Source organism: Streptomyces araujoniae, assembly GCF_050871195.1.
Lineage (GTDB): Bacteria > Actinomycetota > Actinomycetes > Streptomycetales > Streptomycetaceae > Streptomyces > Streptomyces bacillaris.
The window spans coordinates 5,021,748-5,043,732 of sequence record NZ_CP194070.1 but is presented as its reverse complement, the minus strand read 5'-3'; the positions used below and the strand labels follow the sequence as shown (position 1 = coordinate 5,043,732).

Sequence of the window (21,985 nt, the reverse complement as noted above, 5' to 3'; positions counted from 1 at the left end):
TGCCTGACGCACCCGGAGGACGGGCCTCCGCCCACCCGGCCCGGCCGCCCGCCCACCGATAGGAGCGGCCGGAAGGGGACGGATGAGGCCGGAAGGGGCCGGACCGCAGCTCCGCGGAGCGGGCCGGCACGGGCCGCCGCGAGAGGCCCCGGGACGTGTGGCGGTAGGCACGGTCGGGCCGTACCCCTGTACAGGCCGCTACGCGCGTAGATATGCTCCTCTGGTGACCATGCCCACCACTGCTCCCGCATTCGCCGACGCGACCGCGTCCGACAGTGCGCTGCGCCGCTTCCTCCTCGGGTTGCCCGGCGTCGACGCCGTCGGTCTCGAAGCGCGCGCCGCCGCCCTCGGAACCCGTTCGATCAAGACGACGGCCAAGGCGTACGCCATCGATCTCGCCATCTCGATGATCGACCTGACGACGCTGGAAGGCGCGGACACCCCGGGCAAGGTCCGGGCTCTCGCCGCCAAGGCCGTCCACCCCGACCCGCTCGACCGCACCACCCCGCGCACCGCCGCGGTCTGCGTCTACCCCGACATGGTCGCCACGGCCGCCGCCTCGCTCGCCGGTTCCGGTGTGAAGGTGGCGTCCGTGGCGACCGCCTTCCCGGCCGGCCGGGCCGCGCTGGACGTCAAGCTGGCCGACGTCCGCGACGCCGTGGCGGCCGGGGCCGACGAGATCGACATGGTGATCGACCGGGGGGCCTTCCTCTCCGGCCGGTTCCTGAAGGTCTACGAGGAGATCGTGGCCGTGAAGGCCGAGTGCGGGACCGCCCGTCTCAAGGTGATCTTCGAGACCGGCGAGCTGTCCACGTACGACAACATCCGGCGCGCCTCCTGGCTCGGGATGCTGGCGGGCGCGGACTTCATCAAGACCTCGACCGGCAAGGTGGCCACCAACGCCACCCCCGCCAACACGCTCCTGATGCTGGAGGCGGTCCGGGACTTCCGGGCGCAGACCGGCGTACAGATCGGTGTGAAGCCGGCCGGCGGGATCCGCACCACCAAGGACGCGGTCAAGTTCCTGGTGCTGGTGAACGAGACGGCGGGTGAGGACTGGCTGGACAACCACTGGTTCCGGTTCGGCGCCTCCAGCCTCCTCAACGACCTGCTGATGCAGCGCCAGAAGCTCAGCACCGGCCGTTACTCCGGCCCCGATTACGTGACGGTGGACTGATAAGCCATGGCATCCGCATTCGAGTACGCACCGGCGCCGGAGTCCCGCTCCGTCGTCGACATCGCCCCGTCGTACGGGCTGTTCATCGACGGCGAGTTCACCGAGGCCGCCGACGGCAAGGTCTTCAAGACCGTCTCGCCGAGCACCGAGGAGGTGCTCTCCGAGGTCGCGCGGGCGGGCGCGGCGGACGTGGACCGGGCCGTGAAGGCGGCCCGCAAGGCGTTCGAGAAGTGGTCGGCGCTGCCCGGCTCCGAGCGCGCCAAGTACCTGTTCCGGATCGCCCGGATCATCCAGGAGCGCAGCCGTGAGCTGGCCGTCCTGGAGACGCTGGACAACGGCAAGCCGATCAAGGAGACGCGCGACGCGGACCTCCCGCTGGTCGCCGCGCACTTCTTCTACTACGCGGGCTGGGCCGACAAGCTGGACCACGCGGGGTACGGGGCCGACCCCCGCCCGCTGGGTGTGGCCGGGCAGGTCATCCCGTGGAACTTCCCGCTGCTGATGCTCGCGTGGAAGATCGCCCCGGCGCTCGCCACGGGCAACACGGTGGTGCTGAAGCCCGCCGAGACGACCCCGCTGTCCGCCCTCTTCTTCGCGGACATCTGCCGCCAGGCCGGGCTGCCGAAGGGTGTCGTCAACATCCTCACCGGTTACGGGGACGCGGGCGAGGCCCTCGTCACGCACCCGGACGTGAACAAGGTCGCCTTCACCGGTTCGACCGCCGTCGGCAAGGCCATCGCGCGTTCGGTCGCGGGCACGGAGAAGAAGGTCACCCTGGAGCTGGGCGGCAAGGGCGCCAACATCGTCTTCGACGACGCCCCCGTCGACCAGGCCGTCGAGGGCATCGTGACCGGGATCTTCTTCAACCAGGGCCAGGTCTGCTGCGCGGGCTCCCGGCTGCTGGTCCAGGAGTCGGTGCAGGACGAGGTGCTGGACGCGCTGAAGCGCCGGCTCTCGACGCTGCGCCTCGGCGACCCGCTGGACAAGAACACCGACATCGGCGCGATCAACTCCGCCGAGCAGCTCGCCCGGATCACCGCCCTGGTGGAGACCGGCGAGGCGGAGGGCGCGGAGCGCTGGAGCGCGCCGTGCGAACTGCCGTCGTCGGGCTACTGGTTCCCGCCGACCCTGTTCACCGACGTCACGCAGGCCCACACGGTCGCCCGTGACGAGATCTTCGGCCCGGTCCTCTCCGTGCTCTCGTTCCGCACCCCGGACGAGGCCGTCGCCAAGGCCAACAACAGCCAGTACGGCCTCTCGGCGGGCATCTGGACGGAGAAGGGCTCCCGCATCCTCGCGGTGGCGAACAAGCTCCGCGCGGGCGTCGTCTGGGCCAACACGTTCAACAAGTTCGACCCGACGTCGCCGTTCGGCGGCTACAAGGAGTCGGGCTACGGCCGCGAGGGCGGCCGCCACGGCCTGGAGGCGTACCTCGATGTCTGACCGCGAATCCATCAACGGCTCCGCCGAGCGGCGTCTTGGTGTCTTCAAGACCTACAAGCTGTACGTCGGGGGCAAGTTCCCCCGCTCCGAGAGCGGCCGGGTGTACGAGGTGACGGACTCCAAGGGCCAGTGGCTCGCCAACGCGCCGCAGTCCTCCCGCAAGGACGCCCGGGACGCGGTCGTGGCCGCCCGGAAGGCGTTCGGCGGCTGGTCGGGCGCGACCGCGTACAACCGCGGCCAGGTCCTCTACCGCGTCGCCGAGATGCTGGAGGGCCGCAAGGAGCAGTTCGTCCGCGAGGTTGCGGCCTCCGAGGGGCTGTCGAAGTCCAAGGCGGCGGCCGTGGTGGACGCCGCGATCGACCGCTGGGTCTGGTACGCGGGCTGGACCGACAAGATCGGGCAGATCTCCGGCGGGGCGAACCCGGTCGCGGGCCCCTTCTTCAACCTCTCCACCCCGGAGCCGACCGGTGTGGTCGCGGTCCTCGCGCCGCAGAAGTCCTCGCTGCTCGGCCTGGTCTCGGTGATCGCCCCGGTCATCGCGACCGGCAACACGGCGGTCGTCGTCGCCTCGGCCGACGCCCCGCTGCCCGCGCTCTCGCTGGGCGAGGTGCTGGCCACCTCGGACGTCCCCGGCGGTGTGGTCAACATCCTGTCGGGCGCCACGGCGGAGCTGGCGGCCCCGCTCGCCGCCCACCAGGACGTCAACGCGATCGACCTCACCGGCGCCGGCGCCGAGCTGGCCAAGGAGCTGGAGATCGCGGCGGCGGAGAACCTGAAGCGGGTCCTGCGCCCGCTGCCCGCCGAGGCGGACGGCTCGGACGCGTCCGCCGGCTGGACGGCCTCGCCCGGCACGCACCGGCTGACGGCGTTCCTGGAGACCAAGACGGTCTGGCACCCGACGGGTGCGCTGGGGGCCGCGGGTTCGTCGTACTGAGCACCGACGTGGCCGCGGGGCCGTCGTACCGACGCCCGCGCCCGGTGACGGACGGAGGGGCCGCCCCCACAGGCTGGGGGCGGCCCCTCCGTCCTGCCGTACGCGGCCGGCGTCAGCCCGTGACGAACTGGGTGACCGCTCCCACCACCGGCAGGTCGCTGATCGCGCCGCCGCTGGTGAGGGGGTCGGTGAGCACGGCGGTCGACACCGGCTGGAAGTCGGCGACCTGGGTGCCCACCGCGTTGTCCAGCGGGTCGACGCCGGTCTTGGCCAGCGGGTGCAGCTGCAGCTCGGTGACGGGCCGGATGCTGTGGGTCAGCGAGGTGCCGAGCGCGCTGGTCACCGCGGGCCCGGCGCTCTCGGTGACCGCCTGGACGGCGGTGACGCCCTGCTCGGGGATCTCCGCGACCGGAGGCAGCTGGGGAAGGGCCTGGGCCGAGCCCGCACCCGCCCCCAGCGCGGCTCCCAGCGCGGTCACGGTCAGACCGGCGCGCAGCAGGGCGCGGCGTTCGGGCTTGCGTGCGTGAAGTGCCATGTTTCCACCTGATCGACCTGGTCGGGTAATCGTGCGTACGCGCAGAGTAGTTGAGGTGTGATGCTGGATACCAACAGGAGGCCCGGGTGGTCCCCTGCGCGGGTCAATGCCTCACACTGCTGTTCTGTGAGTTCCCGTTCCCTTCCGCACCCGACCCGCGTCGTCCTGCTCGCGGGCCCCTCCGGCTCCGGCAAGTCCGTCCTGGCCGCCCGCACCGGTCTCCCGGTGCTGCGCCTGGACGACTTCTACAAGGAGCACCACGACCCGACGCTGCCCCGGGTGCCCGGCTCCACCGACATCGACTGGGACTCGGCCGGGTCCTGGGACGCCGACGCGGCGGTGGCGGCCATCGCGGAGCTGTGCCGCACGGGCCGGACGAACGTGCCGGTGTACGACATCGCCACCAGCTCCCGTACGGGCACCGAGGGCTTCCGCATCGAGCGCTCGCCGCTCTTCGTGGCCGAGGGCATCTTCGCCGCGGACATCGTGGCGCGCTGTCAGGAGCTGGGCCTGCTGGCGGACGCGCTCTGCCTGCGCGGCCGCCCCTCCACCACGTTCCGCCGCCGCCTGGTCCGGGACCTGCGCGAGGGCCGCAAGTCGGTGCCGTTCCTGCTGCGGCGCGGCTGGCGCCTGATGCGGGACGAGCGGCGCATCGTGGCCCGCCAGACGGCCCTGGGGGCGCACCCCTGCGCCAAGGACGAGGCGCTGGGCCGGCTGGCGGCAGCGGCGGCGGGGCGGTGCCGGCGGGTGACGGTGCCGGAGTAGCCGCCTCAGCCGGTGGCGGGGGCCGCGCAGCCGAAGGTCTCGGCGGCGGCCTCCGTGAAGCGGGCGAAGTAGTCGTCCGTCGTGGGAAGGCCGGCAGCCTCACGCGCTTCGAGGTACTGCATGCCCGGCCGCATCGCCAGGTAGAGCGGATCGCCCTGGGCACAGGGCAGGATCATCTTCTGCGTGTCCACGACCTCGGCCGCACGGCCGTCCGGAGCCTTGCCCCGCGTGGTGCCCGGAGCCTTCCGCACGGCGGCGGTGAACAGCGGGTCCCGGGAGGCGGTGTAGGTCATGAAGCCGTCCGCGCGGACGATGCCGGACGAGTCGTCGTCCAGGAACAGGCTGCAGGACCACAGGCCGGCCGACGCCTTCTGACCCTGTTCGAGCACCTTCGCACCCTCCGGAACCCGACCGCGTACGGAGAGGCCGTCCAGGCCGCAGACCCGGCCTTCGGAGACCGGGCGGGCCTCGTCGGAGACGGGCGGCACGAGCGGTCCGGGCTTCTCGGGGAGGTCGCCGCACCGGGCGGCGGCCGCGACGGAGCGGGCGGTGCCGGTGGTGAACGCGGCGAACGCGGTTCGGTCGGTGATGGGCCCGGTGGTACTGACCCTGACGATCACGGGCTGCTTCGGCGTCCAGCACTTCTCGGGCAGCAGGGCCCACGCCTGGCGCGTGTCGACCCCGCCGGTCACCGCCCCGGAGAAGAACGACGTCCTCGGCAGGTCCAGCAGGTGTTCGACCCCCAGAAGGCCGTCACCCTGCTCCGCCCACACCCGTACCGTCAGCTCGCTCTTCTCCGAGCCGGGCAGCACGGACGACTTTCCGACCCGGCACACCGTGTCGGTGAGGTCGTCGTCCAGCCCCTCCCCCTCGGCGTCCAGACGACCGGCGCCCGGCAGCACCGCGTCCGCCTGCTCCGCCGATACCAGCCCCCCGCAGAGCCGGTCCGCCGTCAGCACGTTCGTGTTGCGCCAGGCGTGCAGCAGCCCCGCGACCACCACGACCACGGCGGCCACGACCGCCCAGACCTTCCACCCCGGACGCGTACGGCCCGCTGCTCCTGCTGTGCTCACGTGCTCACTTCCTGGTCCGCAGGGCCGAATACGCTTCCTCACGGCCGGTGATGTAGCTCTGCTTGGCCTCGCCCTTGGCGTTCTCGGCGGCGTCGGAGCCCTTGGCGTCGCGGGTGTCGGCCCAGCCGTCGATGAGGTTGTTCGTGCCCGCGATGCCGCCCGCCGTCTCCCGGCTGACGTCGGCGCGTGCGACGTTCTCCTTCTCGGTGATGACGTCCTTGGACCACTCGTAGGTGGCGGCGTCCACGGTCCGCTGCGCGACGTCGCCGAACACGGGGATCGTGTTGGCCAGGGCCCCGACGCCGTGGTAGGCGTACCGCGCCTGGTCGTTGATCTTCCCCACCTCGGCGTCGCGGACGTCGAGGATCAGGTCCGTGCCGATGGCGTTCATGCCGCCGAGGGCCTCGCCCACGTGGCGGGCGCGGTTGTCCCAGCTGGTGACGTTCTCGGTCAGGGCGGACGGGGGCACCTGGCGGCCGGTCTCCAGGTACTCGGCCGCGTACCCGCGCTGGCTCTCGTAGAGGGTGTCGAAGACGCGGATGGGCTCGCCCTTCTCGTTCTCGCCGGCCACACCGTCGGCGACTCCGCGCATCACCCGCAGCAGGCTCTCCTTGCTGTTGGCGATGGAGGCGTTGTCGCCGGAGCCGGCGATGCCGTCCTGACCGACCGGGCTGTTCGGGGCGTAGCCGCCGAGGATGGCGTGCGTGTCCTGCGTGTAGTCGTTCAGGGCGCGGCCGAGCGGGGCCTTCAGCGCCTCCGGTACGGTGTCGCCGCCGGCGCCCTGGTCCAGCGTGGCAATGATGCCCTGCATGACCCGGGCCTGGCCCTCGCTGTGGGGTCCCGGCCTGCCCAGCGGCGAGCCCGGTTCGTGGCCGGTCGCCCCGGCCTCCAGGGCGAGCCCGAGGCCGTGGCGGCTGAGCGGGTCGTCGTTGGTGATGAGCGTGGTTCCGGCGACGATGTGCTGCTGCGGCCACTCCCGGGCCCCGTCCCCGTTGCCCACCAGGTAGTCCAGGTGCGCCCGGCCGTTCTCCAGGTCCGTGTCGAAGAAGGCGGTGGCGGCGTCGGGGTTCCTGCTCATCACACCGAGCAGACTGTCGAGCGCGTCGGCCCGGCCCTCGCGGTGGTTGCCGCCCCACTGCTCGAAGATGGTGCGGTTGTCCTTCTCGGCGGCGATCATGTCGTGGCCGAGCTGGTTGAGGAACTGGTCGTCGAAGGGCACGTCGGCGCGCGTCATCATCTCGACGAACGGGCGGTAGCCGTACATCGGGTTGGTCTTCGAGTCGAAGTTCTTGGCCCCGGCCTCCTTGAGGCCCTCGGTGAACTGCTTGTAGAACGCGCCGTCCGGGCTCTTGAGCCAGGCCTCGTACTTCGCGGAGCCGGGGCCCGCGTCCGCCATCGAACCGGGCACATGGGTGGCCGTCGCCACGGTGTTGGCGAGGCCGCCGAGGAGCTTGGTGTACTGACCGGCGGAGGAGCCGCCCTCCCGCTCCCGGTCGGACATGACGTCGCTCAGCCTGACGATGCCGTCGGGGCCGAGCCGGTTCAGCAGCGACTTGGCGAAGGTCTTGTCGCCGGCCTGGTCCCGCATCGCCCGGTCCATCTCGGCGAGGTCGGCGTCGGAGACCTCCTTGCCGTCGAGGAGCCGCCGGGCGATCTCCTCGGTGTTGCGCACCTCGTACTCCTCGATGTCACCGAGGGGCTTGCCGTTGAAGCCGTTCGTCGTGCCGTCCGTGGGGTCGGCGTCCTTCACGACCGCCTTGAGCGCGATCTCGACGCCGGCGTCGGCGTCCGTGATCCGGGCGACCAGCCGGTCGATCTGCCGCTGCCACGAGCCGACCGCGTCCCGGACGGACTTCTGGTAGTCCGGGTCGTGGTGGTAGGCGCTGCGCGCCCCCTCGCTCAGGGTCGAGGTGTCGAAGGTGACCCTGCCGCTGTCCGAGACCTTCATATCGGCCTTCAGGGCATCCGCCCGCACGGTCTGGAGGCTCTTCTTCAGCTCCGTGAACTGGGTGTGCGCGTCCCGGAGCAGCGAGGCTATCGCCTTCGCCTCGGCCTGGGCGTTCCTGTACTCGTTGAGCGTGACGCGGAACCGGGCGTTGGCGGCGTCGGCGCTCTGGCCGATCCAGGTGCGCTCCAGCGTGATGCCCTGGACCTCCTTCTCGTACTCCTTCTCGCGCTTGCCGAACTCGCCCGCCATGCCGGTCCACTTGGCCGCGGCCGTGGTCAGAGCGGAGAGGTCCGTCGTCATGATCTCGTGATAAGTGGGCATGCCCTTACCCCCGTTGTCCGGAATGCCTGATGAACGCGGTGGGCCGGAGCCCTGAGGACCCTCAGTAGCCGTCCAGCGGCGAAATGGAGCGGAACTGCTGCTGGGTGGCCAGATCGGCGCCCCGGAGGTTCAGCCGGGCGCCGTTCAGCCCGTTCTCGTCCGCCTCCAGCCGCTTCAGCATGGCCTGCACCTGCTCGCCCCAGGTCTTGTGCGCGTTCTTCAGCGCGCGCGAGGTGACCCAGCCGTCGCCGTCCTTGGCGCCGAACGCCTTGACCGCGGCCGCCGTCTCCTCGTCCGCGTGGTCGCCGTCCTTCTTGGTGCCGGGCCTGATCCGCGTGCGGATGGCCTCGGCGGCGGCCTTCTTCTGTGCCGGGGTGGAGGCGAGCGAGGGGGTGCAGGGGGCGAACGGCGGGCCGTAGCCGGGCGCGTAGGGGCCCTGGACCGGGCCGTTCGGGCCCTGGCCGGGGGCGAAGGGGCCGTAGACCGGCGGCGGGGAGGGGTCGGCGGGGGCCTCGTTGAGCTGCATCGAGACCGGTTCGGCACCCCCCGCGGACGCCGTCACCCCATCGGCTGTCTGACTGCTCAACTCGGCCCCCGTGAGTCGTCTCGAACGTCTGCACCAGATCGTGATCCGGTCACCCTAACAAGCGCCTTTCCGCCAGGCCCGCACGGCGAACGGGGCCGTACAGGGACCCCCTGGCCCGTACGACCCCGCTCTGATTCCCCCGGTGGCCTGCGCTTCCCCCGAAGCGACCGGCCGTTCCCCCGTGTTTCCCCGGGCCCCCTCGGATCCCGTTTTCCCTGCTCCCCCGTGGTTCCCCCACATCTCCCCCGTGGGTTCCCCGCTTCTCCCCCGCAACCCCTGCCTCCCCCGAAGCAGTGGCCCCTCCCGGTTCGTCCCCCGACTCCCCGGGTTCCCCGTTCTCCCCCGTAGCCTCAGGCCACCAGCTCGCCGAAGGACTCCTGCTCGTCACGTCCGAAGCTGAGGACCTCGTCCTCGCGCAGCCGGCGGAGGGACCGCCAGATGCTCGACTTCACCGTGCCGACACTGATGTCGAGGATCGACGCGATCTCCGGGTCGGTGCGGCCCTCGTAGTACCGCAGGACCAGCATCGTGCGCTGGAGCTCGGGCAGCCGGGCGAGCGCCTGCCAGAGCACCGCGCGCAGCTCCGTACCGCGCATCGCGTCCGTGTCGCCCACCGTCTCCGGCAGCTCCTCGGTCGGGTATTCGTTCAGCTTGCGCCTGCGCCAGGCGCTGATGTGCAGGTTCGTCATGGTGCGGCGGAGATAGCCGCCGACCGCCGCCTTGTCGCTGATCCTGTCCCACGCCCGGTACGTCGAGAAGAGGGCGCTCTGCAGCAGGTCCTCCGCCTCGAACCGGTCGCCGGTCAGGTGGTAGGCGGTGGCGTACAGGGAGGCCCGCCGCTCCTGGACGTAGGCCGTGAACGCCGCTTCGGCGTCCCCGGTCTCCGTCCGGGCGCGGTCCCCCGTGACCTCCCCGTACGCGCTTCCCCCGTTGCCCCCCGTGTCCCCCGTGGGTGCGTCCACCATCGTCATGTACGGCTTGCGCGACTGCTCCGCGGCCGACGGTGACGGCAGGTGCTGACGCCCGGCGCCCCGAACACACCCCCGTACGTTCGTTGCGCCGGACTTCTCGGCGCTCCGGCCGATGTCGTGGAGACGCGTGACAACTGCGCTCGAGCTGGTGCCGTTGTGCAGTGCGTTCATCTCACGCCCCCTATCGGTGGAGATCGTCGGAGTCCGTCTTGGTCATAGGCACTCGGTGGTGCGTGCCGTTCTTCCCTGCTGCCAAAGAGCTTGCCGGGGCAGTTTCATGGCGCTGTCCCCCGACTGTCACAGGCCTGTCACAGGGGCGGTCGCGGCCGTATCGGGCAGTTGTGCGGGGCCACAGGTCGAACTGAAGCGCCCCCATGGGCCAGAATGACGCTCGTGCCTTTCCTGTTGCTGATCGAGGACGACGACGCCATCCGCACGGCCCTCGAACTCTCGCTGTCACGCCAGGGCCACCGTGTGGCCACCGCGGCGACGGGAGAGGACGGCCTGGAGCTGCTGCGCGAGCAGCGCCCCGACCTGGTCGTGCTGGATGTGATGCTGCCCGGGATCGACGGTTTCGAGGTGTGCCGGCGGATCCGCCGCACCGACCAGCTGCCGATCATCCTGCTGACCGCGCGCAGCGACGACATCGACGTCGTGGTGGGACTGGAGTCCGGCGCGGACGACTATGTGGTCAAACCCGTCCAGGGCCGGGTGCTGGACGCCCGGATCCGGGCGGTGCTGCGCCGCGGCGAGCGGGAGTCGACCGACTCCGCGACCTTCGGCAACGTGGTCATCGACCGGTCCGCCATGACCGTGACCAAGGGCGGGGAGGATCTGCAGCTCACGCCGACAGAGCTGCGCCTCCTGCTGGAGCTGAGCCGCCGCCCCGGCCAGGCCCTCTCCCGGCAGCAGCTGCTGCGGCTGGTGTGGGAGCACGACTACCTGGGCGACTCCCGGCTGGTGGACGCCTGTGTGCAGCGGCTGCGCGCGAAGGTGGAGGACGTGCCGTCCTCGCCGACCCTGATCCGTACGGTACGGGGCGTGGGCTACCGGCTGGACTCGCCTCAGTGACGGAGAGAACCAAGCGGTCCATCCGGGCGGGGCTCCGCTGGACCAGCCTGCGGCTGCGGCTCGTCGTGGTCTTCGCCCTGGTGGCGCTGACGGCGGCGGTCTCCGCCTCGGGGATCGCGTACTGGCTCAACCGCGAGGCGGTGCTGACACGTACGCAGGACACCGCGCTCGACGACTTCCGGCGGCAGATGCAGGACACGGCGGCCACGCTGCCGGTGCGGGCCACCAAGGACGACCTCCAGCGGGCCGCCGGGCAGATGGCCTCCGGCGGGCCCGGCTACAACGTGCTGCTGGAGGACGAGCGCGAGCAGGGCAAGCCGATCGTCGGCTACTCCGACCTGGACGCCTTCACCCTGACCGACGTGCCGGACTCGCTGCGGAAGCAGGTGGCCCGCAAGCAGCCGCTGACCGCGAACAACGAGCACGAGTACCACCTGTTCTGGCAGCGTACGAGCATCTCGGGCACCCCGTACCTGGTCGCCGGTACGCGGATCATCGGCGGCGGCCCGACCGGGTACATGCTCAAGTCCCTCGACCAGGAACGGCAGGACCTCAACTCCCTGGCCTGGTCGCTGGGGATCGCCACCGCCCTGGCCCTGATCGGCTCGGCGCTGCTGGCCCAGGCCGCCGCGACGACCGTGCTGCGGCCGGTGCAGCGGCTCGGTGACGCGGCCCGCAAGCTGGGCGAGGGGAAGCTCGACACCCGGCTCACGGTCTCCGGGACGGACGAACTCGCGGATCTCTCCCGTACGTTCAACAGGACTGCCAGCTCGCTGGAGAAGAAGGTCGCGGACATGAGCGCGCGGGAGGAGTCCAGCCGGCGGTTCGTCGCGGACATGTCCCACGAGCTGCGCACCCCGCTGACCGCGATCACGGCGGTGGCCGAGGTGCTGGAGGACGAGGCGGACAGCCTCGACCCGATGATCGCGCCCGCCGTGCACCTCGTGGTGAGCGAGACCCGGCGGCTGAACGACCTGGTGGAGAACCTGATGGAGGTGACCCGCTTCGACGCGGGCACCGCGCGGCTGGTCCTGGACGACGTGGACGTGGCCGACCAGGTCACCGCGTGCATCGACGCGCGGGCCTGGCTGGACGCGGTGGACCTGGACGCGGAGCGCGGCATGATGGTCCGGCTCGACCCGCGCCGCCTGGACGTGATCCTGGCCAATCTGATCGGCAACGCCCTCAAGCACGGCGGTTCGCCGGTGAACGTGAAGGTGCGGACCGAGGGCGAGGAGCTGGTCATCGAGGTACGGGACCACGGTCCGGGCATCCCCGAGGAGGTGCTGCCGCACGTCTTCGACCGCTTCTACAAGGCCAGCGCCTCCCGGCCGCGCTCGGAGGGCAGCGGCCTCGGCCTCTCGATCGCCGTGGAGAACGCGCACATCCACGGCGGTGACATCACGGCCGCCAACTCTCCCGAGGGCGGGGCGGTCTTCGTCCTGCGCCTCCCGCGCGACGCCTCGAAGCTGACGGGCGGCGCGGGCGGAGACGGGGGCGTCCCGGAGAACGGGGCGGACCAGGAGCCGGCCGGCCGGGGCGAGGACGCCGGGGGTTCCGGAGGCGTCCGGGGTTCCGGAGGCAAGGGCGAGGACGGTGGGGTGTCATGACGGGTGCGGTCCGGCCGGCGGCGGATGCGTCCGGGCCGCCCGGGCGCCCGTCGGGGGCGCGCGGGCCTGACGCCGCGGCGGCGCGTGGACGTGGCCCGACGGTGTCCGGAGGTGGCTCGTCGCCGGCGCGTGGGCCCTGGACGCGCGGGGTGCGGGGCGTGCGTCGTGCCGGTGCCGGGCTCGCCGCCGTGCTGACGGTCGTCGCCCTGGCCTCGGGGTGCGGGATCCGGACCACGTCCGTGCCCGTGGACGCGGGGGCCGCGCCCTCCCGGGTGCCGTGCAAACTGCCGTCGGCGGACGTCACGACCCGGTCGCCGGACAGTGTGGCCGCGCCCGTGTACCTGGTGTGCGCCTCGCAGCTGGTGACCGTGGACCGGCCGGTGCCCAGCGGCCGGGCCGGCGGCTCCGACCCGCTGGTGGCCGCCCGGGCGCTGCTGGACCAGGTGCAGAAAGCGCCGCCCGAGACCGAGCGGCGGGCCGGGTTCTCCACGGCGGTCCCGGCCGGGCTGCGGGTCGAGGACCCCCGGGCCGGTGACCAGCCGGGCACCCTGCGGCTGAGCAGCCAGCCCGAGGACCTGTCGGCGGAGGCGCTGGCGCAGCTGGTGTGCACGTACGCGGAGAACGAGGCGCTCGTGACGGACGGCTCGGTGGTGCTGGGCGGCCCGGGGGCGTACCCGCCGCGCGGCTACCTCTGCACCTCGCAGACGAAGTCCCGGCCGCAGGACGTGACCACCCCGGACGTGCTGAAGCGGGACTGAGGCCGGGCGGACGGCACCGGGAACCCGGCGGGAGACCAACGGGAGACCACCGGGGCCGAAGTCACGGAACCGATCCGGTCGGCAGGGGCGTCTTGGTGGGCGTGCGTCAAGGTTCGGGTCAAGGTTCGGACGGCCAGGCCGTCATCCACTTCCGCGCGGCGGGTGTCACTCTCCTCCTCGCGCATCTGCTGTTCGTCGGGTGGCTGACGCTGCGCCCGCTGGACGTGCCCTGGACCGCCGCCGCGAACTTCGAGCCGCTCGCCTCGATCAGGAACGACCTCGCGCTGGGGCCCGCCGAGGCCCTGCGCCGGATCGGCGGGGCGCTGCTCCTGCTGGCCCCGCTCGGGGTGCTGCTGCCGATGGCGGGGGGCCGGGTGTTCGTCCCGCCGTGGGTGTCGCTGCTGCGGACGGTGGCGGCCGGGGCGCTGATCTCGCTCGCCATCGAGCTGGGCCAGACCGGGGTGCCGGGTCAGGTGGTCGACATCGACTCGGTGCTGCTGAACACCACGGGGGTGGTGGTGGCGCATCTGCTGGTCGTGCCGGTCTGCCGGGCGAGGCTGCGCCGCCGGGGGGTGCCGGGCGTCCGGGACCTCCCCCGGTACCGGCAGGAGACCCGTCTGCGGGATGAGGCCCCTGGGGGTTCGACCCCGACGATTTCCAGGGTCGGCATCGCCCCGTAGAGCGATGCTTTGTCCCCCTTCCCGGACGCACCATGGATACATCGGGAGCAGAACAGAGCCGCTCCCGCCGCTACGGTTCACGTCTCGCGAAGGAGCCCACCATGGCCGCACTGGTCCGCCCCACCGAAGGACGCATGATCGGCGGGGTGTGCGCGGGGCTGGCACGGCGCTTCGGCACCTCGGCCGGCACCATGCGCGTCATCTTCGTCGTCTCCTGCCTGCTGCCGGGCCCGCAGTTCCTGGTCTATCTGGCGCTGTGGGCGCTGCTGCCCTCGGAGAAGTCCGCCTCGTCCGCGTCGGCCTGGTGACGCGACCGGCCGGCCGGACAGCCGCGCCGCAGCCGGTCGCGGGGCCGCGTACAGCACAGTGGGGCGCACACCCTGGTCAGGGTGTGCGCCCCACTGCTGTGTGCTGCGGCCGGGGTCAGCCGCCGAGCGGGATGCCGTTGGCGGTCAGGCCCTGCGTGGGCAGTCCGCCGAGCAGGCCGAGGGCCGGGGCGACGCTGTCGGTGGCGTCGCCGCCGAGGACCTTGCCGACGGTCTCCTGGACCGGGGCGTTCTGGGCCGCCTGGGAGACGGTGTCCAGCGCCATGGAGGAGACGGGGAGCGCGCCGGCCGCGGAGTCGAGCGGCAGGGAGGGGGCGGCCGAGGCGCTGCCGGCGGCGGCAGCGGCGAAAGCGGCACCGAGAGCGGCGACACCCAGAGTCTTGGCAGCGGTCTTCTTCATGAAGAATTCATCCTTGGGGAAGGGGATGTGAGCGGCTCTGCACGGTAGCCATCCCGGCACCCCGACCGCAAACATCCCGACACGCGGAAAATGGCGGGGGAATTTCCCCCCAACCATCTTCCGCACCCTTGGACGTCAGCTCGTGGCAGCGGCAGAACCGCTGGTCACAGCGGTCTGACGGAAAAGCCACTCGGACTTCAGCTCGGCATAACCGGGCTTGACGACCTCATTGATCATCGCGAGACGTTCGTCGAAAGGAATGAAAGCTGATTTCATCGCATTGACGGTGAACCACTGCATGTCGTCGAGCGTGTATCCGAATGCCTCGGTCAGCAGCTCGAATTCCCGGCTCATGCTCGTCCCGCTCATGAGGCGGTTGTCCGTGTTCACGGTGACGCGGAAGTGCAGCTTCCGCAGCAGCCCGATGGGGTGCTCGGCGTACGAGGTGGCGGCGCCGGTCTGGAGGTTGGACGTCGGGCACATCTCCAGCGGGATGCGCTTGTCCCGTACGTAGGAGGCGAGGCGGCCGAGGGAGACCGAACCGTCGTCCGCGACCTCGATGTCGTCGATGATCCGCACCCCGTGGCCGAGCCGGTCGGCGCCGCACCACTGGAGGGCCTGCCAGATCGACGGCAGGCCGAAGGCCTCGCCCGCGTGGATGGTGAAGTGGTTGTTCTCCCGCTTGAGGTACTCGAACGCGTCGAGGTGGCGGGTGGGAGGGAAACCGGCCTCGGCACCCGCGATGTCGAAGCCGACGACGCCCTGGTCCCGGTAGCTGTTGGCGAGTTCGGCGATCTCCAGCGCGCGGGCCGCGTGGCGCATGGCGGTGAGCAGGGCGCCGACGCGGATGCGGTGGCCGTTGGCGCGGGCGATGCGCTCGCCCTCGCGGAAGCCCGCGTTGACCGCCTCGACGACCTCTTCGAGGGTCAGCCCGCCCTCCAGGTGCTGCTCGGGGGCGTAGCGGATCTCGGCGTAGACGACGCCGTCCTCGGCGAGGTCCTCGGCGCACTCGGCGGCCACCCGGAAGAGCGCGTCACGGGTCTGCATGACGGCGCAGGTGTGGGCGAAGGTCTCCAGATACCGGGGCAGCGAACCGGAGTCGGCGGCCTCGCGGAACCAGATGCCGAGCTTGTCGGCCTCCGTCTCGGGGAGGGAGTCGTAACCCTGCGCGCGGGCCAGCTCGATGATCGTCCCCGGGCGGAGGCCGCCGTCGAGGTGGTCGTGGAGCAGCACCTTGGGGGCGCGCCGGATCTGGTCGGAATCAGGGACATTCGGGGTCTGGCTCGTCATCTGGGCACTGTAGCGCCTACGCGCGTAGAGCGCCCGCCGACGGCTACCGCCGATGCGTAACAGTGACCGGAAAGTCGGGTGGAGTACACCTGCTCTTCTGAGACTGTTCTGTCATGGCACAGCGCGCACTCCCCCTGCCTGCCGCCAGGCTGGGACGGGCCGTCTCGACGGCCGGAGCACCAAACGAGGTCAGCGGCGTGGTCCTGCTGCTCCCGGACGGCGAGCCCGACTCACGGCGCCGGCCCTCCCCTCTGTCGTACGCGGTACAGCTGCCGTTCGCCCGTGCGCTGGCGCGCGCCGGGGAGGGTGACGGGCTGGCGGTGCACGTCCTGCGCTACCGCTGCCGGGGCTGGAACGACGCCGACGCGCATCCGGCGCAGGACGCGGCCTGGGCGGCGGACGAGGTGCAGCGGCGGTACGGGGACGTGCCCGTCTGCCTGGTCGGCCACGGGATGGGCGGGCGGGCGGCGCTGCGGGCCGCCGGGCACGGATCGGTCAACTCGGTCCTGGCGATGGCCCCCTGGCTGCCCGACCGCACCGCCGAGGGGCCGGAGCCGGTGAAACAGCTGGTGGGGCGGCGCGTGTTGATCGTGCACGGCACCAACGACGAGCGCACCGACCCGGAGTTGTCGTACCGGCTGGCCGAGCGGGCGAAGAAGGCCAACCGGGACACCTGCCGCTTCGAGGTCCACTCGGACGGCCACGCGCTGCGCCAGCACCGGTCCGAAGTGGTGGCGCTGGCGGCCGACTTCGTACGCGGCTCGCTCTTCGCCCGCTCCTACGCACGCCCGGTCAAGGACGCGCTGGCCGCCCCGCCGCCGCTGGGGCTGCGGATGCCGCTGGCGGCGGGGTTCGGACGGTCGCTGCGGCACTGAACGCCGTACGCACAGGACGTCAGGCCGTACGCCCGCCTGCCGACCGCCGGAGCGGCAGCGCCGCCCCCGTACGCGCTGTCCGGCCCCCCTCAGTCCGGCAGCAGGTTCCCCCGCCGGGAGAGCAGGAACCGCTTGAAGGCCGCGACCGGCGGGGTGTCCGGGTGGCCGTCCAGCCAGGCGACGCCGATCTCGCGGACCGCGCGCGGGGCCGTCACCGTGAGTTCGACGACCCCCGGGCGGGCGACCGCCGGGGGCGGCAGCAGGGCCACGCCGAGACCGGCGGCGACCAGGCCGCGCAGGGTCTCGGCCTCCTCGCCCTCGAAGGCGACGCGCGGGGTGAAACCCGCCTCCGCGCAGAGGTCGTCGGTGATGCGGCGGAGCCCGTAACCCGGTTCGAGGGTCACGAAGGTCTCGTCGGCGGCCTCCGCGAGGCGGATGCGGCGGCGGGTGGCGAGGCGGTGGTCGTCGGGGACCACCAGGCGCAGGCGCTGTTCGTCGAGGCGGCGGGTGACCAGGTCGGGGGCGTCGGGGACGGGTGAGGTGAGGCAGAGGTCGAGGCCGCCCGCCCGGAGCCGTTCGATCATCGCCTCGCCGTAGTTCTGGACGAGCTGGAAGCGGACCCTCGGATGGTCGGCGCGGAAGGCGCGGATCAGGGCGGGTACGGTCTCCGACCCCATGGTGTGCAGGAAGCCGAACGAGACCCGGCCCGCCGTGGGGTCGGCGTCCGCCCGGACCGAGTCGGCGGCCTTCTCCACCTCGGCCAGGGCGCGTTCGGCGGAGGTGAGGAAGGTGCGGCCGGCCGGGGTGAGCGAGACGGTGCGGCCCTTGCGGGCGAACAGGGCGACGCCCAGGTCGGCTTCGAGCCGCACCATGGCCCGGGAGAGCGTGGACTGCGGGACGCCCAGCTCCTGTGCGGCGCGGGTCACATGCTCGTGGCGGGCGACGGCCTCGAAGTACGCGAGGCGTGGCGCGAGCACGGCCCGGATGTCTTCTTCGTAACTGCTCGGTGACAGCCGGGGCTGTGAGCTGCGTTGATGCACCATGGGATCGATTATGGCGGTTTCGTGCATTGGACGCATGAAACGTGGCGCTCTACGTTCGTCGTATGCCTCCCGCCGATACCGGGGCATCCACCGTCGTCGTGGATGCCTCTGCCCCGTCGTCCCCCGTCATCGCCTCCCGCGCCGCCGCGCCGGCCTCCGCCGAGCGCCTGGAGCCCGGCCGCCCCGGCTACCGGAAGATGAGCTTCGCGCTCTTCGCCGCCGGGGTCGCGGCCTTCGCCCTCCTCTACTCCACCCAGGCCCTGCTGCCCGCGATCTCCACCGCGTACGGCGTGAGCGCCGGGCAGGCGAGCTGGACGGTATCCGCGGCGACCGGAGCGCTGGCGCTCTGTGTGCTGCCGCTGAGCGCGCTCTCGGAGCGGTTCGGGCGGCGGGAGATGATGACGGTCTCGCTGACGGTCGCGGTCGTGGTCGGGATGCTGGTGCCGTTCGCGCCCTCCATCGGCTGGCTGATCGCACTGCGGGCGGTCCAGGGCGCGGCGCTCGCCGGACTGCCGGCCTCCGCGATGGCGTATCTCGCCGAGGAGGTTCGGCCCAAGGCGCTCATCGCGGCGATCGGGCTGTTCGTCGCGGGCAACAGCATCGGCGGCATGAGCGGCCGCATCCTCACCGGCTGGGTCGCCCAGGCCTGGGGCTGGCGCGCGGCGCTCGCGGCGGTCGGTCTGCTCGCGCTGGCGTGCGCCGTCGCCTTCCACTTCCTGATCCCCCGGGCCCGTAACTTCCACCCCGGCACGCTCAACCCGAAGGCGCTGGCCAGGACCGTCGCCACGCACCTCGCCAACCCGCTGCTGGTCCGGCTGTACGCGATCGGCGCACTGTTCATGACCGTGTTCGGCGCGGTCTACACGGTGATCGGCTACCGGCTGGTCGACGAGCCGTTCTCGCTGCCGCAGGGTGTCGTCGGCTCGGTCTTCCTGGTCTACCTGGTCGGTACGGTCTCCTCGGCCGCGGCCGGACGCCTGGTGGCCCGCCTCGGCCGCCGGGGCGCGCTCTATCTGGCGGTCTCGACCACGGCGGCCGGGCTGCTGCTCTCGCTGTCGGACGCGCTGCTCGCCGTGCTGGCGGGGCTGGTGCTGATCACGGCCGGGTTCTTCGCCGGGCACGCGGTCGCGTCGTCCTCGGTGAGCCGGACGGCGACGGCGGGCCGGGCGCAGGCGTCGGCGCTCTACCAGTCGGCGTACTACCTGGGCTCCAGCGCGGGCGGCACGCTGGGCGCGGTCGCCTTCCACGCGGGCGGCTGGGCGGCGACGGTCGCCCTCGGCCTGCTCGCGGTCCTCGGGGTCGTCTCGATCACGCTGTACGGGACCCGGGTGGCGCGGGCCGAGCGGCGGGCGCTGGTACCGGCGACCCGTTGACTCCGGGGCCTCTGCGGCTCGTTCCGGGGGCCCTCCGGGGTCCGTTCCGGGAGCCTGCTCCGGGGTCCGTTCCGGAGGGGGTTCGGGGAGCTCGCTCCGAAGGCCACCGCGAGCCCGTTCCGGTATCCGCTGCGGAGGGCGTTCCCGGCAGCCCGTTCCGGAGGCCGTAATTCCGGGTATGCCGGACCGCGACGCAACCGAGACCTGACCCGTGCAACCCCCGCTCCCCTTCGCGCGTCTACCAGGCGTAACCACAAAACCACTGTGGGCGAAGGGGAGTTGGGCGCATGGGAGTCACGGCGAGAATACCCGGAGGACGACGGCTGCGACGTGGGGCGGCGCTCTCCGTGGCCGGGCTGGTGGCGGCGCCCGCCCTGGTCCTGGGCACCGGGACGGCGGCCCAGGCCGCCTCCTGCACCACCTCCACGGGGCCGCACCAGAAGCAGGTCGAGACGTTCCTGAAGCGGCCCGCCGACGGCAGGCAGTCGGCCGCCGACTGCAAGGCGATCCAGAAGTTCCAGAAGGCCCACGGCATCACCCCGACCATCGGGTACGCCGGGCCGCTGACCTGGCGCACGATGAACACGATGAACGCCCAGAAGGCGGCCGGGAAGAACCCGAACAAGGCCGGGAAGTGCCCCACCAACAAGGGCCGCATCGCCTGTGTCGACCTGACCCGGCAGCTGAGCTGGATCCAGGACGGCAAGAAGCTGAAGTACGGTCCGGTGCCGGTGCGCACCGGCCGGGACGGCGCCGAGACGCGTACGGGCGCCAAGAAGATCTACTGGCGCAACATCAACCACTGGTCGACGATCTACAAGGTGTGGATGCCGCACGCGCAGTTCTTCGACGGCGGTCAGGCGTTCCACTCGGTCACCAAGTCGATGTACAACCCGCCGGGCTCCGGCGGCTGCGTCAACATGCGGCCCGCCGACGCGAAGGCATACTGGAACCTGCTGAAGAACGGCGACGACGTGTACGTCTACGGGCGCAAGCCCGGGACCTGATCGGCGCGGGCCCGTCGGCCTCTTTCCACCCCTGTTGTCAGTGCCCTGCGGTAGCTTCCGATGAACCGGGTGACCAAGGCCGCGGCGCGGCTGCGCGACAGGGGTGGAGCCATGAGCGATCTGACCACGACGACGGCGGATGCGGACGAGGGCGCGGGCTCCGGGGGCAAGGCCTCCAAGGCCGCCGGAATCTCCGGTTCCGCCGGAGTCTCCGGTGACGCCGATGTCGACGCCCGTCTCGAAGGCCACCGCACCGAGCTGACCGGGTACTGCTACCGGATGCTCGGTTCGGCCTTCGAGGCCGAGGACGCGGTGCAGGACACCCTGGTGCGGGCCTGGCGCAACTTCGACAAGTTCGAGGGCCGCTCCTCCCTGCGCTCCTGGCTCTACCGCATCGCCACCAACGTCTGCCTGGACATGCTGAACGCGGGCAACAAGCGGGCCCGCCCGGTCGATCTGAGCGGCCCGACCCCGCTCGCCCAGGCCGCGCTCACCCCCCGCCCGGAGAACGTCTGGCTGGAGCCCATGCCGGACGGCCGCATCCTGCCCACCGTCCAGGACCCGGCGGAGGCCGCCGTGGCGCGGGAGTCGGTGCGCCTGGCGTTCGTCGCCGCCCTCCAGCACCTGCCGCCCAAGCAGCGGGCCGTGCTGATCCTGCGCGAGGTGCTCGCCTGGAAGGCCGCCGAGGTCGCCGAGCTGCTGGAGACCTCCGTCGCCTCGGTCAACAGCGCCCTCCAGCGGGCCCGGGCCACCCTGACCGAGCAGGAGGGCCGGGTGCCGGACGCGGCCGACCCGCTCGACGAGGAGCAGCGGAAGCTCCTGGAGCGCTATGTGAAGGCGTTCGAGGGATACGACATGGCCGCCCTGACCGCGCTGCTGCACGAGGACGCGGTGATGACGATGCCGCCGTTCGACCTGTGGCTCCAGGGCACCTCCGACATCACGGGCTTCATGACGACCATCGGCGCGGCCTGCGCGGGCTCCCGCCTGGTGCCGGTCTCGGCCAACGGCTCCCCGGGCTTCGCCCACTACAAGCCCGATCCGGAGAAGCCCGGTTTCGTGCCGTGGGCCGTGCAGGTCATCGACGTCCGGGACGGGGCGATCGCGGGCATGCACTGCTTCCTGGACGTGGAGCGGTGGTTCCCGCTGTTCGGCCTTCCGGAGCGGCTGCCGACGGGGGCGACGGGTGGGGAGTGACGTAGGGCGGGGGGTGCCGGGTCCCGGGTGGGTCAGGACATCGGGCCCCTCGCCCGTCGCCCCGCGCCCGGCACCCGGCGCCCGGCCTGGCCTAGGGCGGGGCCGGGGCCAGGCCTGGGGCGCCGGACGCCCGCGCCCGTCGCCCCGCATCCGACGCCCGCCGCCCCTGGGGCGGGGCCGTACCCGGCACGCCCGGCGGGCCTACGCCCCCGGGGCCCGTACCTCCGTCACGCCCCCGGGCTCCATGGCCTCTCCCGGCTTCCCCGCCCCTTCCTTCTCCCCCAGCCCCACCACGTCCGCCAGCCCCACCAGGTCCAGCAGCCCCTGGAGTTCGGGCCCCACCCGGCGCAGCGCGAGCTGCCGGCCGGACCGGCGGGCGATCAGGGCCAGTCGGGCCACCGCCTCCACCAGGGCCAGGCCGGGCCGGTCCACACCGCCCACATCGCACTCCACCACGCCCGGTGGTGCGGGAGGGGCCCCGTCCGGCACGGGAGCCCCGGGGCCGCTCAGCAGGGTCTCCAGCTCCGCGCAGAGGGCCGGTACGGCGTCACGGGTGACGTGTCCGGCGACGACGAGGACGATCGGTTTCATGGCTGCCACAA

The 21,985-nt window shown here is 72.2% G+C and carries 22 protein-coding genes; 13 read left to right on the top strand and 9 right to left on the bottom strand.

The window, feature by feature from the left end:
- The first annotated feature begins 229 nt into the window (after positions 1–229).
- The 3 genes from deoC to ACQ9ZG_RS21810 are packed head-to-tail and all read left to right on the top strand — an operon-like array spanning position 230 to position 3,554.
- Entirely contained in the window at positions 230–1,177 is a 948-nt protein-coding gene (gene deoC / locus ACQ9ZG_RS21820; RefSeq protein ID WP_109916283.1) for a deoxyribose-phosphate aldolase, read from the top strand.
- A gap of 6 nt (positions 1,178–1,183) precedes the next feature.
- A complete protein-coding gene (locus ACQ9ZG_RS21815) occupies positions 1,184–2,620 on the top strand; it encodes an aldehyde dehydrogenase family protein (RefSeq protein ID WP_109916284.1) in 1,437 nt (478 codons plus the stop codon).
- The gene (locus tag ACQ9ZG_RS21810) at positions 2,613–3,554 is read left to right on the top strand and encodes an aldehyde dehydrogenase family protein (RefSeq protein WP_109916285.1); all 942 of its coding nucleotides are present in this window, start codon (positions 2,613–2,615) and stop codon (positions 3,552–3,554) included. Before ACQ9ZG_RS21815 ends, ACQ9ZG_RS21810 begins: the two co-directional genes overlap by 8 nt.
- A gap of 112 nt (positions 3,555–3,666) precedes the next feature.
- On the opposite strand, the gene ACQ9ZG_RS21805 is transcribed toward ACQ9ZG_RS21810, so the two are convergent.
- On the bottom strand, positions 3,667–4,089 hold the full coding sequence (locus ACQ9ZG_RS21805; RefSeq protein WP_018490984.1) for a hypothetical protein: 423 nt from the start codon (positions 4,087–4,089) through the stop codon (positions 3,667–3,669).
- Positions 4,090–4,149: 60 nt separating this feature from the next.
- Here ACQ9ZG_RS21805 and ACQ9ZG_RS21800 point away from each other — a divergent pair, with 60 nt between their 5' ends.
- Entirely contained in the window at positions 4,150–4,854 is a 705-nt protein-coding gene (locus tag ACQ9ZG_RS21800) for a uridine kinase family protein (protein WP_499281123.1), read from the top strand.
- Between the two features lie 5 nt (positions 4,855–4,859).
- On the opposite strand, the gene ACQ9ZG_RS21795 is transcribed toward ACQ9ZG_RS21800, so the two are convergent.
- The 4 genes from ACQ9ZG_RS21795 to ACQ9ZG_RS21780 form a co-directional block, all read right to left on the bottom strand.
- Positions 4,860–5,870 carry a hypothetical protein gene (locus ACQ9ZG_RS21795; protein ID WP_109915323.1) on the bottom strand — a complete coding sequence of 337 codons (1,011 nt, stop codon included), beginning with the start codon at positions 5,868–5,870 and terminating at the stop codon, positions 4,860–4,862.
- A gap of 61 nt (positions 5,871–5,931) precedes the next feature.
- Positions 5,932–8,196 carry a WXG100 family type VII secretion target gene (locus ACQ9ZG_RS21790; protein ID WP_109915324.1) on the bottom strand — a complete coding sequence of 755 codons (2,265 nt, stop codon included), beginning with the start codon at positions 8,194–8,196 and terminating at the stop codon, positions 5,932–5,934.
- A gap of 61 nt (positions 8,197–8,257) precedes the next feature.
- On the bottom strand, positions 8,258–8,722 hold the full coding sequence (locus tag ACQ9ZG_RS21785) for a hypothetical protein (protein WP_109915326.1): 465 nt from the start codon (positions 8,720–8,722) through the stop codon (positions 8,258–8,260).
- 410 nt (positions 8,723–9,132) lie between these two features.
- On the bottom strand, positions 9,133–9,924 hold the full coding sequence (locus tag ACQ9ZG_RS21780) for a SigE family RNA polymerase sigma factor (protein WP_181398228.1): 792 nt from the start codon (positions 9,922–9,924) through the stop codon (positions 9,133–9,135).
- Between the two features lie 222 nt (positions 9,925–10,146).
- Between ACQ9ZG_RS21780 and afsQ1 the strand changes: the two genes are divergently transcribed.
- From afsQ1 to ACQ9ZG_RS21755, 5 genes are all read left to right on the top strand, one after another.
- The gene (gene afsQ1, locus ACQ9ZG_RS21775; protein WP_078533099.1) at positions 10,147–10,824 is read left to right on the top strand and encodes a two-component system response regulator AfsQ1; all 678 of its coding nucleotides are present in this window, start codon (positions 10,147–10,149) and stop codon (positions 10,822–10,824) included.
- On the top strand, positions 10,821–12,434 hold the full coding sequence (locus tag ACQ9ZG_RS21770) for an ATP-binding protein (RefSeq protein WP_109915325.1): 1,614 nt from the start codon (positions 10,821–10,823) through the stop codon (positions 12,432–12,434). The genes afsQ1 and ACQ9ZG_RS21770 overlap by 4 nt, the downstream gene beginning before the upstream one ends.
- A 149-nt stretch (positions 12,435–12,583) precedes the next feature.
- The gene (locus ACQ9ZG_RS21765) at positions 12,584–13,192 is read left to right on the top strand and encodes a GerMN domain-containing protein (RefSeq protein WP_109916914.1); all 609 of its coding nucleotides are present in this window, start codon (positions 12,584–12,586) and stop codon (positions 13,190–13,192) included.
- Positions 13,193–13,287: 95 nt separating this feature from the next.
- Positions 13,288–13,872 (top strand): VanZ family protein, encoded by a 585-nt coding sequence (locus ACQ9ZG_RS21760; RefSeq protein WP_018490975.1) that lies wholly within the window; start codon positions 13,288–13,290, stop codon positions 13,870–13,872.
- Positions 13,873–13,973: 101 nt separating this feature from the next.
- Positions 13,974–14,180 carry a PspC domain-containing protein gene (locus tag ACQ9ZG_RS21755; RefSeq protein ID WP_028416559.1) on the top strand — a complete coding sequence of 69 codons (207 nt, stop codon included), beginning with the start codon at positions 13,974–13,976 and terminating at the stop codon, positions 14,178–14,180.
- 115 nt (positions 14,181–14,295) lie between these two features.
- Here ACQ9ZG_RS21755 and ACQ9ZG_RS21750 read toward each other — a convergent pair whose 3' ends face one another.
- Positions 14,296–14,598 (bottom strand): hypothetical protein, encoded by a 303-nt coding sequence (locus tag ACQ9ZG_RS21750; RefSeq protein WP_028416560.1) that lies wholly within the window; start codon positions 14,596–14,598, stop codon positions 14,296–14,298.
- A 135-nt stretch (positions 14,599–14,733) separates the two neighbouring features.
- Positions 14,734–15,888, bottom strand: coding sequence for an adenosine deaminase (locus ACQ9ZG_RS21745; RefSeq protein ID WP_028416561.1), 1,155 nt, complete (start codon positions 15,886–15,888; stop codon positions 14,734–14,736).
- Between the two features lie 113 nt (positions 15,889–16,001).
- On the opposite strand from ACQ9ZG_RS21745, the gene ACQ9ZG_RS21740 reads away from it, so the two are divergent.
- Positions 16,002–16,763 (top strand): alpha/beta hydrolase, encoded by a 762-nt coding sequence (locus ACQ9ZG_RS21740; protein WP_078562531.1) that lies wholly within the window; start codon positions 16,002–16,004, stop codon positions 16,761–16,763.
- An 89-nt stretch (positions 16,764–16,852) separates the two neighbouring features.
- On the opposite strand, the gene ACQ9ZG_RS21735 is transcribed toward ACQ9ZG_RS21740, so the two are convergent.
- Positions 16,853–17,806, bottom strand: coding sequence for a LysR family transcriptional regulator (locus ACQ9ZG_RS21735; protein ID WP_026238049.1), 954 nt, complete (start codon positions 17,804–17,806; stop codon positions 16,853–16,855).
- 62 nt (positions 17,807–17,868) lie between these two features.
- Between ACQ9ZG_RS21735 and ACQ9ZG_RS21730 the strand changes: the two genes are divergently transcribed.
- The 3 genes from ACQ9ZG_RS21730 to ACQ9ZG_RS21720 all read left to right on the top strand — a co-directional run bounded on the left by ACQ9ZG_RS21730 (position 17,869) and on the right by ACQ9ZG_RS21720 (position 21,383).
- Positions 17,869–19,179, top strand: coding sequence for an MFS transporter (locus tag ACQ9ZG_RS21730; RefSeq protein ID WP_109916579.1), 1,311 nt, complete (start codon positions 17,869–17,871; stop codon positions 19,177–19,179).
- Positions 19,180–19,466: 287 nt separating this feature from the next.
- Entirely contained in the window at positions 19,467–20,186 is a 720-nt protein-coding gene (locus ACQ9ZG_RS21725) for a L,D-transpeptidase family protein (RefSeq protein ID WP_109916578.1), read from the top strand.
- Positions 20,187–20,297: 111 nt separating this feature from the next.
- Positions 20,298–21,383 (top strand): sigma-70 family RNA polymerase sigma factor, encoded by a 1,086-nt coding sequence (locus tag ACQ9ZG_RS21720; protein WP_109916580.1) that lies wholly within the window; start codon positions 20,298–20,300, stop codon positions 21,381–21,383.
- A 201-nt stretch (positions 21,384–21,584) separates the two neighbouring features.
- Here the strand turns inward: ACQ9ZG_RS21720 and ACQ9ZG_RS21715 are convergent, their stop codons facing one another.
- A complete protein-coding gene (locus tag ACQ9ZG_RS21715) occupies positions 21,585–21,974 on the bottom strand; it encodes an STAS domain-containing protein (protein WP_109914890.1) in 390 nt (129 codons plus the stop codon).
- Positions 21,975–21,985: the final 11 nt, after the last annotated feature.

Bases quoted from the DNA above. Each gene is read 5' to 3' on its own strand.
- ACQ9ZG_RS21750 (WP_028416560.1), bottom strand. From the start codon at position 14,598: ATGAAGAAGACCGCTGCCAAGACTCTGGGTGTCGCCGCTCTCGGTGCC.
- ACQ9ZG_RS21755 (WP_028416559.1), top strand. From the start codon at position 13,974: ATGGCCGCACTGGTCCGCCCCACCGAAGGACGCATGATCGGCGGGGTG.
- ACQ9ZG_RS21720 (WP_109916580.1), top strand. From the start codon at position 20,298: ATGAGCGATCTGACCACGACGACGGCGGATGCGGACGAGGGCGCGGGC.
- deoC (WP_109916283.1), top strand. From the start codon at position 230: ATGCCCACCACTGCTCCCGCATTCGCCGACGCGACCGCGTCCGACAGT.
- ACQ9ZG_RS21800 (WP_499281123.1), top strand. From the start codon at position 4,150: ATGCTGGATACCAACAGGAGGCCCGGGTGGTCCCCTGCGCGGGTCAAT.
- ACQ9ZG_RS21715 (WP_109914890.1), bottom strand. From the start codon at position 21,974: ATGAAACCGATCGTCCTCGTCGTCGCCGGACACGTCACCCGTGACGCC.
- ACQ9ZG_RS21815 (WP_109916284.1), top strand. From the start codon at position 1,184: ATGGCATCCGCATTCGAGTACGCACCGGCGCCGGAGTCCCGCTCCGTC.
- ACQ9ZG_RS21730 (WP_109916579.1), top strand. From the start codon at position 17,869: ATGCCTCCCGCCGATACCGGGGCATCCACCGTCGTCGTGGATGCCTCT.
- ACQ9ZG_RS21740 (WP_078562531.1), top strand. From the start codon at position 16,002: ATGGCACAGCGCGCACTCCCCCTGCCTGCCGCCAGGCTGGGACGGGCC.
- ACQ9ZG_RS21790 (WP_109915324.1), bottom strand. From the start codon at position 8,196: ATGCCCACTTATCACGAGATCATGACGACGGACCTCTCCGCTCTGACC.
- ACQ9ZG_RS21725 (WP_109916578.1), top strand. From the start codon at position 19,467: ATGGGAGTCACGGCGAGAATACCCGGAGGACGACGGCTGCGACGTGGG.
- ACQ9ZG_RS21780 (WP_181398228.1), bottom strand. From the start codon at position 9,924: ATGAACGCACTGCACAACGGCACCAGCTCGAGCGCAGTTGTCACGCGT.
- ACQ9ZG_RS21735 (WP_026238049.1), bottom strand. From the start codon at position 17,806: ATGGTGCATCAACGCAGCTCACAGCCCCGGCTGTCACCGAGCAGTTAC.
- ACQ9ZG_RS21810 (WP_109916285.1), top strand. From the start codon at position 2,613: ATGTCTGACCGCGAATCCATCAACGGCTCCGCCGAGCGGCGTCTTGGT.
- ACQ9ZG_RS21785 (WP_109915326.1), bottom strand. From the start codon at position 8,722: ATGCAGCTCAACGAGGCCCCCGCCGACCCCTCCCCGCCGCCGGTCTAC.
- ACQ9ZG_RS21745 (WP_028416561.1), bottom strand. From the start codon at position 15,888: ATGACGAGCCAGACCCCGAATGTCCCTGATTCCGACCAGATCCGGCGC.
- ACQ9ZG_RS21805 (WP_018490984.1), bottom strand. From the start codon at position 4,089: ATGGCACTTCACGCACGCAAGCCCGAACGCCGCGCCCTGCTGCGCGCC.